15 protein-coding genes are annotated in these 15682 nt (G+C 43.8%); 6 read left to right on the plus strand and 9 right to left on the minus strand.

What is annotated here, in order from left to right; genetic code table 11:
• Positions 1-163 precede the first annotated feature (163 nt).
• Positions 164-1813: a BCCT family transporter gene (locus ACT3TH_RS09110; protein WP_444755533.1), complete on the plus strand. Its 1650-nt coding sequence runs from the start codon at positions 164-166 to the stop codon at positions 1811-1813.
• Between the two features lie 155 nt (positions 1814-1968).
• On the opposite strand, the gene ACT3TH_RS09115 is transcribed toward ACT3TH_RS09110, so the two are convergent.
• The 6 genes from ACT3TH_RS09115 to ACT3TH_RS09140 all read right to left on the minus strand — a co-directional run bounded on the left by ACT3TH_RS09115 (position 1969) and on the right by ACT3TH_RS09140 (position 6642).
• Positions 1969-2292 carry a hypothetical protein gene (locus tag ACT3TH_RS09115; RefSeq protein ID WP_444755534.1) on the minus strand — a complete coding sequence of 108 codons (324 nt, stop codon included), beginning with the start codon at positions 2290-2292 and terminating at the stop codon, positions 1969-1971.
• Positions 2293-2526: 234 nt separating this feature from the next.
• Positions 2527-2898, minus strand: a complete 372-nt coding sequence (locus ACT3TH_RS09120; RefSeq protein WP_444755535.1) for a DUF3144 domain-containing protein — start codon at positions 2896-2898, stop codon at positions 2527-2529.
• Between the two features lie 72 nt (positions 2899-2970).
• Positions 2971-4137: a methionine adenosyltransferase gene (gene metK, locus ACT3TH_RS09125; RefSeq protein WP_444755536.1), complete on the minus strand. Its 1167-nt coding sequence runs from the start codon at positions 4135-4137 to the stop codon at positions 2971-2973.
• Positions 4138-4299: 162 nt separating this feature from the next.
• Complete coding sequence (locus tag ACT3TH_RS09130) at positions 4300-4896, minus strand: DJ-1/PfpI family protein (RefSeq protein ID WP_444755537.1); 597 nt, start codon at positions 4894-4896, stop codon at positions 4300-4302.
• Between the two features lie 24 nt (positions 4897-4920).
• Positions 4921-5616 carry an endonuclease III gene (nth, locus tag ACT3TH_RS09135; RefSeq protein WP_444755538.1) on the minus strand — a complete coding sequence of 232 codons (696 nt, stop codon included), beginning with the start codon at positions 5614-5616 and terminating at the stop codon, positions 4921-4923.
• A 150-nt stretch (positions 5617-5766) separates the two neighbouring features.
• A complete protein-coding gene (locus ACT3TH_RS09140; RefSeq protein ID WP_444755539.1) occupies positions 5767-6642 on the minus strand; it encodes an RnfABCDGE type electron transport complex subunit B in 876 nt (291 codons plus the stop codon).
• 262 nt (positions 6643-6904) lie between these two features.
• On the opposite strand from ACT3TH_RS09140, the gene ACT3TH_RS09145 reads away from it, so the two are divergent.
• Entirely contained in the window at positions 6905-7831 is a 927-nt protein-coding gene (locus ACT3TH_RS09145; RefSeq protein ID WP_444755540.1) for a DMT family transporter, read from the plus strand.
• A gap of 30 nt (positions 7832-7861) precedes the next feature.
• On the opposite strand, the gene nudC is transcribed toward ACT3TH_RS09145, so the two are convergent.
• The 3 genes from nudC to dnaQ all read right to left on the minus strand — a co-directional run bounded on the left by nudC (position 7862) and on the right by dnaQ (position 12462).
• Entirely contained in the window at positions 7862-8812 is a 951-nt protein-coding gene (gene nudC / locus ACT3TH_RS09150) for an NAD(+) diphosphatase (protein WP_444755541.1), read from the minus strand.
• 140 nt (positions 8813-8952) lie between these two features.
• Positions 8953-10635, minus strand: coding sequence for a hypothetical protein (locus ACT3TH_RS09155; protein WP_444755542.1), 1683 nt, complete (start codon positions 10633-10635; stop codon positions 8953-8955).
• 192 nt (positions 10636-10827) lie between these two features.
• Complete coding sequence (gene dnaQ, locus ACT3TH_RS09160) at positions 10828-12462, minus strand: DNA polymerase III subunit epsilon (protein WP_444755543.1); 1635 nt, start codon at positions 12460-12462, stop codon at positions 10828-10830.
• 21 nt (positions 12463-12483) lie between these two features.
• Between dnaQ and ACT3TH_RS09165 the strand changes: the two genes are divergently transcribed.
• From ACT3TH_RS09165 to ACT3TH_RS09180, 4 genes are all read left to right on the plus strand, one after another.
• The gene (locus ACT3TH_RS09165; RefSeq protein WP_444755544.1) at positions 12484-12663 is read left to right on the plus strand and encodes a hypothetical protein; all 180 of its coding nucleotides are present in this window, start codon (positions 12484-12486) and stop codon (positions 12661-12663) included.
• Between the two features lie 239 nt (positions 12664-12902).
• Entirely contained in the window at positions 12903-13400 is a 498-nt protein-coding gene (locus tag ACT3TH_RS09170) for a hypothetical protein (RefSeq protein ID WP_444755545.1), read from the plus strand.
• 75 nt (positions 13401-13475) lie between these two features.
• Positions 13476-13781, plus strand: coding sequence for a hypothetical protein (locus ACT3TH_RS09175; RefSeq protein WP_444755546.1), 306 nt, complete (start codon positions 13476-13478; stop codon positions 13779-13781).
• A gap of 426 nt (positions 13782-14207) precedes the next feature.
• Positions 14208-15506: an LD-carboxypeptidase gene (locus tag ACT3TH_RS09180; RefSeq protein ID WP_444755547.1), complete on the plus strand. Its 1299-nt coding sequence runs from the start codon at positions 14208-14210 to the stop codon at positions 15504-15506.
• Positions 15507-15682 lie beyond the last annotated feature (176 nt).

Consider the following 15682-nt stretch of genomic DNA (forward strand, 5'->3'; position numbering starts at 1 on the left):
GTTGCTACCCAATTTGCTTAATTTTTGCAATACTAGAAAAGCAAACAAAATATAGTTCTAGGGTCTTTCTATCAGCGCCACACCTGTAAGTATTTGAATTAGATTTGATAATTTTGAGTTACCTTGTTAAGGTGACCCTTCTAAAAATTGAGGCTAACAAATAATGGATCATGTAAAAGTTGGCAGATTGGGCCCTTTCCCCCGGGTTAGCAAACCTGTGTTTATTACTTCGGCGTTACTTATCGTTGGTTTTATTATCTTCGGTGCTTTCTTTACTGAAACGGCAGGAGCCCTATTTAGCTTTTTACAAAGCTTTATTACCGATAAATTTGGCTGGATGTTCGTTATTCTAATGAACGTGGCGCTGATATTTTGTATTTATCTAGCGGCGAGCCGTTATGGTGACATTCGTCTCGGTCAGCAAACAGAACGACCAGAGTACAGTCTGTTCTCATGGATTGGTATGTTGTTTTCAGCAGGTATCGGTATTGGACTGGTATATTGGGGCACTGCTGAACCTCTATATCACTTTATGGCACCACCACTTGGTGAAGCTGAGACCATAGAAGCTGCTAAACAAGCCATGAGCATCTCATTTTTGCATTGGGGTTTACATGCTTGGGCGGTTTATACCATCGTGGCCCTTTCCTTGGCCTACTTCCATTTCCGTCGAGGGCTGCCGCTTTCGATTCGCTCAACGTTATACCCTATATTGGGCGAAAAGATATACGGTCGCTGGGGTCATACGGTTGATATCTTAGCGGTGTTCGGTACGATGTTTGGGGTGGTGACTTCTTTAGGTTTGGGCGTCATGCAAATCAACTCCGGCCTAGAGAATTTATTTGGGATTCCAAATTCCTTGGTAGTACAGTTCGTTATTATTGGTTTTGTGACTGCGCTTGCGTGTGGGTCATTAATGCTTGGTCTTGATAAAGGTATCAAGCGTTTAAGTGACATCAATATGGGTTTTACGGGCTTGCTTTTGGCCTTCATGGTCGTTTTGGGACCAACCTTATTTATTTTTGATAGTTTTATAGAAAACATCGGAAACTATGTAGTCGCTTTGATACCGCTTTCAACATGGGGTGAGGCTTATAGCAATACAGATTGGCAAAGCAGTTGGACAATGTTTTATTGGGCATGGTGGGTGAGCTGGGCCCCATTTGTAGGGATATTCATTGCGCGTATTAGCCGTGGTCGTACTATCCGCGAGTTTGTATTGGGTGTACTACTGATTCCAATGGTGATTTTATTTTTCTGGTTCACAACTTTTGGCGGTGTGGCCATACATATGGAACTGCTAGCGGCGCTTGATCCCGCCCTTGTCAATCCGGGACTGGTAGAGGCGGTACAAGCAGATTTGGGTAGCGCTATTTTTAAGCTGGTTGAATACTATCCGTTTGCAAAACCCATTACCTTGCTTATTGTTGTTATGATTGTCTTATGGTTTGTTACTTCATCAGATTCAGCAAGTTTTGTGATTGATATGCTGACCGCTGGTGGTGATACCAACCCACCTAAGATTCAGCGTTTATTTTGGGCCATAATGGAAGGGTTAATTGCTGCCATATTGTTGGCAGCAGGTGGGTTAGAAGCCTTACAGGCTGCTGCTATCGTAGCTGGCTTACCGTTTGCTTTGGTTATATTTTTAATGATGTATGCGTTGCTCCGTGGTTTAGGTAGAGATCGATTGATACTTTATCGAGCGCAGCAGTACTTTATCACTGAAGAGTCGGCAGAACACAACTCGGCCAATACTTTTACCGATGAGCATTTGTTAAAAGGACCACCTAAGATTACTAAAGGGGACTAAGTAAGACTAGACGGTTTACTTAAAATAAATATCCATAAAGTACGACTCACAAAAAATCCTAAGACACATAACTGTCTTAGGATTTTTTTATTGATATCGGACTTTTTTAACAGGTGAAGCTCATTAACTATGGTTGAGCAGCTTGAACATGTCTGTTATTTGCATTCGCCTTTCACATAGCCTATTGCCTCAGGCATGTTGCAAGCAGAGCAAGCATTGCCTGCCGTACGGTAGCTAATCACTGAACCAACCTTAGTTTTTACGCACACAGGATCATACTGCATGGTACACATGGTATCTCCAGGCTTAGAGGTAGTAGGCGGACATTGAGTAAGGTTGCCTTTAAGTAGCGGATTGGTGGTTTTGGCTGGCTGGGTAGGAGTGGTCTCAGGCATTGCCGGACTTGGTAAGTAACTACAGCTTGCCAATGCCATGGTCAGAGTCAGGCCAATTAGTGAGGATTTAAAAAACTTGATCATAAAAATATGTCCCTATAAGTGAGAGTTGTGATTCCCTGTTAGCGATAATTGGTTTTCTTATTTATAGTAGCGTATTTGTAGCTGTCCATCTATAAAATATCATTTTTAAAGTAAATTTATCTCATCAGAATTTAGAGTGTGGCCCATAAAAAACCCAAGCTCATTATAGGGCTTGGGTTTTGCGAATATCAAAATATTGTCTAGGTTTTACAGCATCAAGTGAGCAAGAAAACCTTATTCAGCTGACTTCTCGTCTTTATTGATTTGCACGTATTTGTCAAAATTCTGTGCATAATCCGTCAAGTTGTCGCTTAGCATTTGACGATACTGTTTGACATAGAACTCGACGATATCGTCTTTTTCTTTGGCAAAATCATCGCCTTTGATAAAGCCGATAGAAGCGACTGATGCGCTATAACGAGCGGCTGCATACAATAAAGAAGCGCCTACTTGTCCTGAGTGTGCTTCTGGGCCCAATTGACTGTTAGCGATACCGATGATGGCATCAGCACGTTGATAAAATGCCTGCATTTCAGGGGTAATTTCAATGCTTGTATCAACATTGTTGTCTTGCATGTCGTTCTCTTGGATATTGTCTTGAGACATAAGCGGCTCCTAATAAGTGTAGGGGATTTTGAATATAGAAAAACGGTTTATAAAAGGTATAAAAAATTGCTTTTATAGACCAGCGTCTGCTTTTAAGATCTCAGCTTTGTCTGTTTTTTCCCATGTAAAGGCAGTCTCTGACCCTATACGACCAAAATGACCAAAGGTAGCAGTCTGCTGATACATTGGCTGCAATAAATTCAGCATACGGGTGATACCGTAAGGACGTAAATCAAAATGGGCACGAATCAGACGAATGATTTCATCGTTGCTGATTTTATTGGTACCAAAAGTATTGACAGAGATAGAAGTTGGTTCAGCAACACCGATCGCATAGCTGACTTGTATTTCACAGCGTTCAGCAAGTCCTGCAGCTACGATGTTTTTTGCGACATAACGCACAGCATAAGCGGCGCTACGGTCGACTTTTGATGGATCTTTACCACTAAAGGCACCGCCACCATGACGCGCCATACCACCATAAGTATCAACGATGATCTTACGACCTGTCAATCCTGCATCACCAACTGGTCCGCCGATGACAAATTTGCCTGTTGGATTGATGTGATAACGAGTGCCCGCGTGTAATAGCTCAGCTGGTAGCACTTGCTTGATGATAGATTCCATGACTGCTTCTTGCAGATCTGTCTGCGATATGCTCGGGTCATGCTGCGTTGACAAGACGACGGCATCAATCGCAGCCGGTCTGTTTCCTTCATATTTTAAGGTTACTTGTGCTTTGGCATCTGGACGCAACCAAGGCAGCTCGCCTGAACGGCGCAACTCTGACTGACGCTCCATCAGGCGATGAGCAAATTCAACAGGTGCGGGCATTAATACATCAGTTTCATTGCTGGCATAACCAAACATCAGGCCTTGGTCGCCTGCACCTTGCTCTTCAGGGTCGCTGCGATCGACACCTTGGGCAATTTCAGGAGATTGTTTGCCGAGCATGTTAATCACTGCACAAGTCTCGCCATCAAAACCTAAATCAGAATGGTGGTAACCAATGCCGTTCACTGTATCACGAACAATACGCTCAACATCGATATTTGCCGTCGTGGTTACTTCACCTGCTAATATCACCGCACCCGTTTTAACCAAAGTCTCGCATGCCACACGTGCATGCAAGTCTTCACGTAAGATCGCATCAAGGATAGCGTCTGATATTTGGTCAGCCATTTTATCAGGATGGCCTTCGCTCACAGATTCTGAGGTAAATAAGTTGTATTCACGCATAATAAGATCGCTTAATTGCAGGGACTGTAGTTAATGTACTCAGTCATTATTAAATGTATATAAAAATAAAAGACTAAAACGAATCAAAAAATTAGCATATTTTACCGTGTATCGAGGTAAAACTCTAGCGATGGATGGTGTTATGAGGTAACTGGTTTTGGATTAAGCGTGGTAAAAGTCATCAATTTCGCTATCCTCTTGCCAGCGGTATTCAGTATGGTTAGCAATTTGACGTGCCACATCTACGCCATGTCTGTCAGCAATAAAGCCAAGCGCCATATCCATACCGGCACTCACGCCTGAGGACGTATAAAACTTATCATCGACTACCCAGCGTGCTTGCTCTACCCAGTTCACCTGATTGGATTGAGAAATTACCCATTGCCAAGCGAGTTTATTAGACGTTGCTCGCTTACCATCCAACACGCCGCTCTTAGCCAACAAGGCGCTACCAGTACAGACGCTAAGTACCCAATCAGCCTGATCAGCAAGCGTCGCAAGCGTTTGCAAAAACAAATCATTATTAACCTGCTTTCGAGTGCCCATACCACCAACAATCAATAAAATATCCGTCGGATGCTCTAGTTCTGCTACAGCGATGGTTTGCATAGCGACACCATGTTTACTGCTGGTAATACTACCGGTCATTGAGGCAAACTGCATACGATAATGGTCAGGCAAGCGGCCAAACATCTCGATAGGACCGAATAGATCTAAGGTTTCAAAGTCGTCAAATAATAGGGCGGTAAGCGTATGCATTTGGCTTCCTTAATTTTAAAGTGGTTATAATTCTAAAAACGCCGCTTTATCCTTAAACATACATTCGGTATAGACAGGGCAAGCGCCACATTTGGGTGTGCGTGCCTGACAGGTATAGCGGCCGTGCAAAATAAGGTAATGATGTGCATCAACGATGAAGTCGTCTGGGATACGTTCGATCAGCTTTTCTTCAACGATTAATACGTTTTTGCCAGTAGCGAGACCTGTGCGGTTGCCCACCCGAAAGATATGCGTATCGACCGCCATGGTTGGCTGACCAAAAGCGGTATTTAAGACCACATTGGCCGTTTTGCGCCCAACCCCTGCTAATGATTCTAAGTCTTTGCGATTGTCAGGGACAGTGCTATCAAACTTCTCAATCAAATCACGACAGGTCTTGATGACGTTTTTGGCTTTGGCATTATATAAGCCAATATTTTTGATATAAGATTTTAATCCCTCTTCACCAAGCGCCAATATTGTCTCAGGCGTATTTGCTACGGGGTATAGCTGCTGAGTGGCAATGTTGACGCTAACATCTGTTGCCTGTGCCGATAGTATCACCGCAATCAGTAACTCAAAATTACTGGCGTAATTGAGTTCCGTGACAGGCTCCTTAATCGTCTCTGCCAGTTTTTCAAAGAACGGACGGACATCACGATTGGGCATTCTTCTCGATGGTGGTGTATCAGCTGTTTTGTGCTTGACGGTTTTACTCATGATGTTTTTACTGTTTATTTGGCGATTGATGATTCAAAGTCGTATATCGATTGTCTTATAGTGAGGCAATCGAGAGCAGAGTTTATCAATTGGCTATGGAATAGTTATATCAGGTGGCTATCAAGTTTTTCACAAACAACTATCAAATAATTATAGCTGTAAAAGCTCGGCTTGTAATGCTTCAAGCTCGGCCTGCTTTTGCTCATTGGCACGAACACTTAGCTGTTTCTCTAGCTTTTTAATTTTGGTGCGCAGCTTAGCAGCAGCGATGGTGTTTTTTGCTTGGGCTTCACTGATGTTTAACGATTGACTGGCCGCATTATTCAACTTTGCCTCCACCATACTGACCACAGGCCTACTGTTGCTGCTGTCAGCGAGCTGCTCGGTTACTCGTCTTAAATGAGTATGATAACGCAGTCTTAAATCTTCTTCCTCAGCGGCTCGCTCAGATACAGAAAGCTCACGCTCTATCGTAATCAAGTCGATACAATCTACAGGACAGGGTGCGATACACAGCTCGCAGCCCGTGCACAAGTCAGTAAAAATGGTGTGCATGTGCTTGCCAGTACCGACAATAGCGTCCACTGGGCAGGCAGGGATACATTTGGTACAACCAATACAGTCATCTTCACGAATGACCGCGCGTACCTCGGTAGGACGCGCTGAGCTAACATTTATCGGCCACTGAGAGGGAGCCGCTTTAAGCACTACATTATGGTCATCAGGATAAAGAATTTGAGCGATAGCGTTAGTGACAGGCTGGCCACCGGGTACGCATTTATTATAGGGTTCATCGTCTAACACGATAGCCGCTGCATATGGCAAACAGCCGTCAGGATGCTCACAAAGACCGCACTGTGTTTGCGGTAAACAGGCATCAATACGTGCAATTTTATCCTGTATCTCAATATCTAGTGTCTGTACAGCTAAGCTATCAAATAAAATAGGCAAATCAGTCAAACGTGTCAAATTAACGGGCTTATCGACGTTTGGTTCTATCAGGTTGGTAGTATGGATCTGGGGCATTGAATGAGTGGCCTTAACATCGGTCATTACTGGCTATTTGGCTTATAATCCGTAAGCGGGGAGATTGGCATGCGTATTTTGATAATACATGCTCACGTAGTGAAAGATTAACATATTTAGGGTCTGAAAACATCTGTGTCAGAGACATTCCAGCAGCACTCACTGTCTCAGTTGTAGGGCGAACCTATTGTATTACCTATTTTTACTATATCTAAGATATCTATACTGATGTCTATGTTTTCACAAGTTTTTTGGAAGTTAAATGATGCGTTCGAAAAATACCAATGCTGTACTGCTGCTTTTACTGTGTACGTTTTTTTGGGGTGCAAGCTTTCCTGTGGGCAAACATGCGCTAGCAGAAGTGAATGCATTTACTTTAGTCATGTGGCGTTTTAGCATAGCAGCGGTTTGTCTGTTCATATATATCAAATACAAGCACATACCTCTGCCAAGTATGACAGCAAAGCAGTGGGGATGGGTAATTGGTGTGTCTTTGATGGGGGTGGGCGGATTAAACCTCGGCTTATTCACCGGTTTGGCTCAGACCAATGCCAGTAACGGCGCGTTAATTATGGCACTTAGTCCGCTAATGACATCTTTGATGGGCTCAGTGGCTCAGCGCAAATTCCCCACGCTTGGTGCATTATTTAGCCTTGTAGTATGTTTGTCTGGGGTGTTGTTGGTTCTCACAAATGGTACGATTACAAGCTTACTCAGTTTTGAGCCAAATCATGGCGATCAAATGATATTTTTTGGCATGTTGTGTTGGAGTCTCTATACCTATCTAACCCAAGGCATTAGTCGCTGGATGCCAATGATTCCTTACACCTTGGTCGGTATGTTGTCAGGTCTTGGCATGATCTCGCTAATGGTGATGTTTAGTACAGAGGTACATCCATTGCAAGAGAGCTTTGCTATCAGTAAAGGGGTGTTTGGCGACTTGATATTTATTGGCGTCTTTGGCACCGTTGGCGGCTATCTTTTGTGGATTTCGGGGGTGAAGCAACTTGGCGCTACCAATGCCTCTTTATTCTTTAATTTTGTGCCAGTTTTTGCTGCGCTCACTGCATTTGCTTATGGTCAGCAGGTTACGGCTTTACAGTTAGTAGGTATGGCCATTGTGATTGCGGGTTTATTGATACCCAAAATGTTTAGCTGGCAATATCAGCGTTTGACTAACCGCATTTGATTCGCCATAAAGCTGCGAGCTTAATATGATTTATGCAGACAACACAACGCCTTGTTCCTGCGCGATTTGTGCAATCAACTCGTAAGCTATACTGCCTTTAAAAGGAATTTTAGGTAGGTTTGAGAGATCAAAAAAATCAGCATGCGTCAGCTCCTCTTCTTGAATGACAATATCACCCCCTGCATAAGACGCTCTAAAACCAAGCATCAAATTAGAAGGAAAAGGCCAAGGCTGGCTACTCACGTAGCGTAGGTCGGTCACGCTGATATTGACCTCTTCTGCGACTTCACGGACTACGGCATGCTCCAGACTTTCACCCACCTCGACAAAACCTGCAATCAAGCCGTACATTGCTGGTAATTTTTGTACCCCATGCCGTCGATGTTGAGCCAGCAGAATTTGCATCTCTCCTGTCTGTGGATTGGGACGCGTGATGGCAGTGATGACACACGGCTGAACACGAGGATACTGGCGTAATTGACACACAGGGCAGACCATGGCGCGCTCATCTGTTTTGGCAGCAGTGACAGGTGCCGCGCAGCGACTACAAAACTGTGTGTCTGTTTGCCAACGCAGTAATTGTATGGCTTGGCTGATCTGCGTAGATAAAGCGATCGGCAACTGAGTGATCAGCTGTCTATAAGGCAAAAAAGCGTGATCGCTATTTTCAGAGATGGTAGGTAAGGCGATATTGTGTGCGATAGCATAGTCATCAGTAATGGCGCTGGTAGCCTTAGCTGTAAAGGTATCGATAACCTCTTGCTCCGCTTCTACCGAATCATCAAAAAGACTGTCAGATACCCAATAACTCGGCGCTAGGCTGTCAACTAGCGTGACATGACCAAGCTGATAAGCTGGTCGATACTCACTATTGTCTGAGTTTGAGATGGACTGTGGTAATTGAACCTGCAATGGCCACCAGCCATTAGGCGTTTGACGACATAGGACGGTGTCATCACGAAACACAAAAGCATGGGTCATATACAACATTCCAAAACGGCGAAAACAAGTTTGTAGTGCGTAACACACAAACTTGTTTAAAGTGAGATAAATAAATTAACAACGATGGCAGAAAAAAAAGATCACAAACTAACTGTCATAAGGGCGAAGCCGCATTACGATTAAGCCGCGAGCAAGTGACTCAAGCTTTGCTGGCCTATATCGAGCGCCTGCTTACTAACAGGACGATTGTGCTCAAAACCATCTAAATGATAATCGACAGCCATGATCACATCTGCAATACAGGCAAGCGTATCGTCTTCTATACGTTGTCCGCTTGCGATACGCTGCTCAATATAGTTAGCCAATTGGCTCAGCATACTGGCAGGCGTCGGTAATTGTAAGAAGCGCACAGCTCCTGAGACTTGGCGCATCATCTCAGGTATGTTCTGAATATTGAGCATGTCTCGCTCAGGCTCTGCCAAATAGTCATTGATGGCTTGTTCGGCACTGGCGATAGCGGTACGACTTTCTTGTATCAAGGTGTCATTGGCCGTATTTAGCTGATGCAATGAGATATGAGGATTGTTCAGTGGCAAATAAATGGCGCCAGGTGTGTGCATTTCTGCCATTGCGATAGTGGCGTTTTCTGCATGCATCAATGCCAATAGTAAGTGATCAAAATCATCAGGTGAAGGCGCGCGCCAATGTTGAACGGCATCAGCAGCTGTGCTGAGGCTATTGGCGGCACTTGATAGACCAAGTAAGTGTAGTGCTGAGCTTAATGTAATAAGCTCTTCGATAATCTGGGCGGTCAGCATGTCAGCTGGGTGGATTGAATCACCGCGCGCGTAGCTGTCTACCTGTTCTTTAATCGAATTGATTTGGGTTTGGATAATGGTATTCAAAGTGTCGGTCAAGGCGCGATTAGGACCGAACAAGAAGCGCTTCATTTGCTCAATCTGAGCACCCTCTAACCGATTATTGGCATACTGTTCACGCAGTTGTTGCGCTGCTGCATTGTCACGCTGACATGCAAAACTGACCAAATCAGCAAAACGCTTATCCATCACCGGTAAGTAACTTTGAAACTGCTGTTCTAAGTAAATGAGTGTATGTTTTTGACTCAGGTTCAGTGGCAAGATGGTTGCGATATCAGTCACAGCTGCAGACGCCGCTTGCCAGAATAAGCTGGTGGTGTTTGACGCGATCAAAGCACAGGCGGCACTCATAGCATCAAGTTTTTGTTGATCTTCTGAACTAACATAGCCGTCTTGATTGAACAAAGCGACGCCAAGACCACTACGATAAGCATAGGTTAAAAGCTCGCTATCAAGGTTAAGCGCTTTTAGTGGTTGGAAGTTTTTTTCAGGATTGGCAATGATGACACTACTGCTGCCAAACGCAGAAAAATAATCGTCTGGAACTGGAGTTTGTTGACTATGAGCGTTCAGCTTATTAATAACCGGTAGCAACAAAGTTGGCTCTACCGACTCTGTCAATAGCACAAACTCAACGTAGCGATCTAGCGTCATAATCGCTTCTGATAAATCCATGATTAAGTTAACATCGTTATTGTTACCATTGTCATGAAGGCGTTGTAACCCGTTAACAATCGCAGTATTTAAAGCCTCTGCACCAACCAAAGAAATCAGCTTAAAGATGTAAGACAGCTGCTTTAATACCGTAATAGAATCTAATAGCAAAGGCGCCTGAGTGTCATCATCATTGAACTCGCTTAGATGAATCTCGGTATCTCTAAGCGTTACGATGATCTCATCATGTAGCAAATGTAGTGAGGGTAGGTTGAAATCAGTAACACTAAGTGTGGGGGCAGTTAACTTCATTTGCGCAGACTGGTTCATAGGTGTTTTTCCATAACGTACTGATGAGAATGGCGATAGGTTGAATAATGCTACAAGGTAAATATGAGTGCTGTTTTAACTTTTACTATAATAATCAAGACGATACTGTACAAATGGTATGGTAAAAATTATATAACTGGCTATTCACTGCACAACCAATGATTAGCTGACAACTAACAACATGGATAATGCTTACATATTGGCTTTAAGCTCAGGATAATCCTCTGAGAGCGAAGCATACCACTGTTGGTTGGCATTCTCATCTGTGGTCGATTCTAGTAATAAAGCGGCTAGATTGGCAAAATTTGCATGGGCAGTTTGACCGCCGTCAGTTTGCGTGTCTTCTTCAATGGCAAGTGTGACTTGTCCACCTGTCATCGCCAAATATACTTCGGCTAAAATCTCTGAGTCAAGCAATGCCCCGTGGAAGGTACGATCTTGCTTACCAACGTCTAGGCGTCTTACTAATGCATCTAGAGTGTTTTTTTGACCCGGGTATTGCTGTTTTGCCATAGCCAGCGAGTCAGTCACCTGTACCCGTTCAGCAAAGTCGTTCAAACCGACTTTGGCAAACTCCATATTTAAGAAGTTCATATCAAATGATGCATTATGAGCGATGATTTCTGCGCCGTCCATAAAGTCATATAAAGATTTTGCGACTTGATCGAATGTTGGTTTGTCAGCTAAAAACGCTTCAGAAATACCGTGAATGCGAATAACTTCCTCATCCATGCCGCGCTGCGGATTGATGTAGACGTGTAGTTTTTCGCCCGTAAATTTGCGTCCGACCATCTCAACAATACCGACTTCAATGATACGGTCACCTTTGAGCGCATCAAGTCCTGTGGTCTCGGTATCCATAATCAGCTGGCGATCAGATTCATGACGGTATTTTGGTTCAGGTAATAGTGGCCTAAAGTGCGGATTGGCACGGCTAGTATCACCATCGAACTTTACAACCTCGTCCGTCATATCGGGTGAATGACTGTCTTCGATTGTACCTGTCATTGATGCGTGGGCTTCTGGCATAGCTGTATTACTCATTGGTTTGGTCGCATGGCTCTGTTCGGCTGCATGACTCTGCTTGGTCGCATGGTCTTGATAACGATCTGTTTCTATTATAGCGTCTTTATTCATCATGTTATGGTCATGATGGTTATTGTTATGACTGTCTAGTAACTCTTCCTCAAACTCATCATCCTCTTCATCAAGACCGAGAGGATCAAAACTTAACCAGTCATTGCTAGAGACAGTAGACGCTCTATCAATCGTTATCTGAGCTTTTTTTTTAGATGTATCTTGAGCAGGTACTGTTGATAAATCCTCGCTACTGGAGGTCACGCCCAGATTTGCCAATTCGTCTGCTTTTTCGTTGCCAGCATGACCAGCATGACCCTTAACCCAGTGCCAATCAACATCACGCTTTTGAGTCAATGCATCCAGTTGCTGCCAAAGGTCTTGATTGGCAACAGGCTTCTTACTGGCTGTTTTCCAGCCTCTTTTTTTCCAACCTTCAATCCATTCAGTGATGCCTTTTTTGACATAACTCGAATCAGTCCAAATCTCAAGATTTTGCTCAAGCGGGCTGTGCGTCAACGCTTGTATCGCACCCATCAACTCCATACGGTTATTGGTCGTCTCTTTATCACCATCATACAAATCCTGGGTGCGCCCGTCACTAAAAATAAGATGCGCCCCCCAGCCACCAGCACCAGGATTGCCTTTGCAAGCACCATCCGTATAGGCAACGGTCGTATTTGATTTAGCGGCCAACGGATCTATCGCGTGATTGGGGTTGAATGGTGATGTTTTGCGATTGTCTGACATAAAAACTTAAGGACCCAATAGATGATAAATGTAGGAGAAAATGAAGAGGATTTTCATATGATTTTTACGATAATTGTCCCTTCGGATGCTGGGGCTGAGTATAGCAAATCTATCGCTGATATGGGCAGTCGTCATACACAAAATCGCAAAATCCTTGACGAGCTTTTATATGACAATAGTAACGGGCTGGTTTTCTGTTAAAATAGCGCGAACTGCTAAGAGCTGTCTCTGAAAAGTGTGCTTTTTTAGGATAACTTTTGGTAAAACAAACACTGGTAATATCAGCGTGCTGCTTGCCTCAAAAAGTCATAATCACTGTGCGAGTTGACGATAGTGATTGGACGGTCATAACCTTAACAAGTGCTTTTCACGCATGAATGCAGGATAACCTTATTATGTCCTTATGCTCAAACGTTTTTTCAAAAAGTTTAACGGTCGGCATGGCCGTAAGCTGCGCACTATTTCTGACAGCTTGTAATGACAGTAATACGCAAACCGATACAAAGGTAGAGACGGCAGCAGATCTGTCTGTTTTTGAAGGGTGTTATACGGTGAGTCATGATGAGCCTGCTCAAATAAAGGTCAGTCAGCAAGACGGCTCTTGGGTTATGCAAATGAAAGAACCTGCGAGTGCTAAACGCGTTTGGGACAATCCTGAGCCGTTAGAAGTGATTGAGAATAGCGATGTACCGCAATTTTTCTCTATTGACCCCGATAATGTCGATGCCGTCATTGGCCGTCCCGACAGAGTACTGGTGCTCGCTCATGTCAAACCCGTTTATGCCAATATTGACCCACTATTAGACAGTGAGTATTTGTCTTATATTTATCGCGGTGCCAATACGATCTACCGCGTCGAATGTGATGACGTCAATACCGATATTTTGGCCAATCCTCATGCCAATATTATTATCGATAATGTCAATGAGGCCAGTTAGAAAAGTATGTGTTTAACGTTGTTTGTTAGTAGATACACTTTGTTATAAACCGTCATGTCAATAGAGTCAGGCAATATGAATTTTTTTAGTTATGTGGTGTTGGGTGGATTTTCTTATGCAGCGGGTTGGGCAATAAGAACGTATGTTTTGGACAAAAAGCCACAACCTGAACAGCCTTATAATCTTAAGCATCCTTTGATTTTGGCGTATTTGGCGGGATTTTTTATTGTCATGTTGATTGTCTCTTGGCTCATTGGTCGCTATACACTTGGACATGCGACCCTTGATCTCCCTTTCATTATTATTAACAGCCTCGTTGCGACCTTTGTTTATTCGTTTGGCCTTAATCCTGAAAAAGCCCGTTATGATGTGCCTGATTAGCGATCATAGATAAATTAATAGTAAAAAATAAAAAAGCCACGGCCGATAAATGCATTATCGACGGTGGCTTTTTTACTATCGGTAATCTATTAAGTTTAAAGTATTTTTGATAATCCGTAGGGTTTGACGACGCGTAGCGAAAAAGCAAATATGGGAAAGGGTTGAGTAACCATGGCGGCCAGTGACCGCGCTATACTTTCATCTGCCAAAAACAGTGACAGTCGATACTAAGTTAAATAGACACATGGCATTATGATGGGTGACTGGCACAAATTTTTCTTGCTTGTTGTGCCAGCGCCGACAAAGGCTTCGAAAAACTTGTACCAGTCCCGCTTTAGGCTTTTTACATTGAACTGATTATAGATAAAAAATATAAAAAACCTTCAACCTATTACTAAGATAAAAATGAAAAGGCAGTAGCAAGATATGGGTTCAAAGACACCGTACATACCACCATCTACAAACGCCAAAAATAATCAATCTTTAACAAACAGCGCTTCAACGACGAGCACTAAGACTGGGTTAAATCGGCGTCAATTTTTGGGCCGCATTGGAATAACGGCGGGTACAGGGTTGTTGGCGACGCAAACCATCGCCCAAGTACTGACTGCTGATACGACTGATAAAAACAGCAGCTCCCAACTGACCAAAGATGATCTGCCCACCGCTTTAAGAGATGAGAGTCTATCATCGCAGGCCTTATCAACACAAACGAGCTGTATTGCACCGACTATCGAGACCCAACTTTTTGCCAGCTCAAACGTTGGTGGCAGTGATGAGCGTAATCAGTTGGCATTAAATCGCTTGGCTTGTGCGGGTTTTAAAGTAGATAATCCGGCCATTACCAGCCGCCAGTATTTACGTTTTGCTGGTACGGACTCACAACGCGCAAGCGACCTACAAAATATCGCCACTGGGGCGATAGCGGCACCTAAGCTGCTATTGGGTGTGCGCGGCGGATATGGGGCGATGCGGGTATTACCCATGGTTGATTGGTCAACACTTGGGCGTATTATGAAGGAGCGCGGCACAATACTCGCAGGCTTTAGTGATGTCACTGCTATTCAGTGTGCACTATTGGCAAAAGGAGACATGAGCTCGCTTGCTGCGCCAATGCTTTATAGCGAGTTTGGTAAAATAAAACCCGACCAAGTGACGTGCAGGCAGTTTGCTGAAGCTTTGAGCAATCCTAATCTGACCATCAGCATAAAAGATGCATCTTTAACGAGCCAGAAATTGCCCAGCATTCTGACAAAGAGTCAGCCAAAAATATTGACTGGCACTATTTGGGGCGGCAATTTGAGCGTGGTGTCTGCGCTGGCAGGCAGTGAGTATTTACCACGGATTGATGGCGGCATTGTGTTCTTAGAAGATGTGGGCGAGCAAGCCTATCGCATTGAGCGCATGCTGTATGACTTGTATTTGGCAGGCGTGTTCAAGGGTCAGCAGGCAATTGTGTTTGGGGCATTGTCAGGTTCAGGGGAGGACAGTTACGACAAGCGTTATGATGTCGCGGCAGTGATTCGTCAATTGCATAAGCTGACAGGACTGCCGATTTATAGTGGCATGCGTTTTGGTCATATCGGCCAAAAACACAGCTTCCCGCTGGGTGCGACTTGCCAAATTAGCCCAAATACAGACGGTGGTTATCAATTGGTATTTACGGATTATCCAACCATCAAGGCAGATGCCATCCATGTGGAAGGGTTGTGGCAGAGCTTGTAATGTTACACTTTTAGTATTAGAGCTAAATCACTTTAAAGATGATAACACAAGACTACTGAGATAAATGTTACGCAGCCTTTGTGTTAGCCGCGTCAAATAGCTAGGTAATATCTCGATATTATTTGCGCTGTTTTCCTTGTTTGACGGCAATTTATCTCATTTTTATCACCATTTTT

This window comes from Psychrobacter sp. AOP22-C1-C5 (assembly GCF_052378885.1).
Classification (GTDB): domain Bacteria; phylum Pseudomonadota; class Gammaproteobacteria; order Pseudomonadales; family Moraxellaceae; genus Psychrobacter.

Excerpts from the sequence above, each read along its gene's own strand:
- ACT3TH_RS09110 (WP_444755533.1), top strand. The coding sequence starts at position 164 with ATGGATCATGTAAAAGTTGGCAGATTGGGCCCTTTCCCCCGGGTTAGC.
- ACT3TH_RS09115 (WP_444755534.1), bottom strand. The coding sequence starts at position 2,292 with ATGATCAAGTTTTTTAAATCCTCACTAATTGGCCTGACTCTGACCATG.
- ACT3TH_RS09120 (WP_444755535.1), bottom strand. The coding sequence starts at position 2,898 with ATGTCTCAAGACAATATCCAAGAGAACGACATGCAAGACAACAATGTT.
- metK (WP_444755536.1), bottom strand. The coding sequence starts at position 4,137 with ATGCGTGAATACAACTTATTTACCTCAGAATCTGTGAGCGAAGGCCAT.
- ACT3TH_RS09130 (WP_444755537.1), bottom strand. The coding sequence starts at position 4,896 with ATGCATACGCTTACCGCCCTATTATTTGACGACTTTGAAACCTTAGAT.
- nth (WP_444755538.1), bottom strand. The coding sequence starts at position 5,616 with ATGAGTAAAACCGTCAAGCACAAAACAGCTGATACACCACCATCGAGA.
- ACT3TH_RS09140 (WP_444755539.1), bottom strand. The coding sequence starts at position 6,642 with ATGCCCCAGATCCATACTACCAACCTGATAGAACCAAACGTCGATAAG.
- ACT3TH_RS09145 (WP_444755540.1), top strand. The coding sequence starts at position 6,905 with ATGATGCGTTCGAAAAATACCAATGCTGTACTGCTGCTTTTACTGTGT.
- nudC (WP_444755541.1), bottom strand. The coding sequence starts at position 8,812 with ATGACCCATGCTTTTGTGTTTCGTGATGACACCGTCCTATGTCGTCAA.
- ACT3TH_RS09155 (WP_444755542.1), bottom strand. The coding sequence starts at position 10,635 with ATGAACCAGTCTGCGCAAATGAAGTTAACTGCCCCCACACTTAGTGTT.
- dnaQ (WP_444755543.1), bottom strand. The coding sequence starts at position 12,462 with ATGTCAGACAATCGCAAAACATCACCATTCAACCCCAATCACGCGATA.
- ACT3TH_RS09165 (WP_444755544.1), top strand. The coding sequence starts at position 12,484 with ATGATAAATGTAGGAGAAAATGAAGAGGATTTTCATATGATTTTTACG.
- ACT3TH_RS09170 (WP_444755545.1), top strand. The coding sequence starts at position 12,903 with ATGGCCGTAAGCTGCGCACTATTTCTGACAGCTTGTAATGACAGTAAT.
- ACT3TH_RS09175 (WP_444755546.1), top strand. The coding sequence starts at position 13,476 with ATGAATTTTTTTAGTTATGTGGTGTTGGGTGGATTTTCTTATGCAGCG.
- ACT3TH_RS09180 (WP_444755547.1), top strand. The coding sequence starts at position 14,208 with ATGGGTTCAAAGACACCGTACATACCACCATCTACAAACGCCAAAAAT.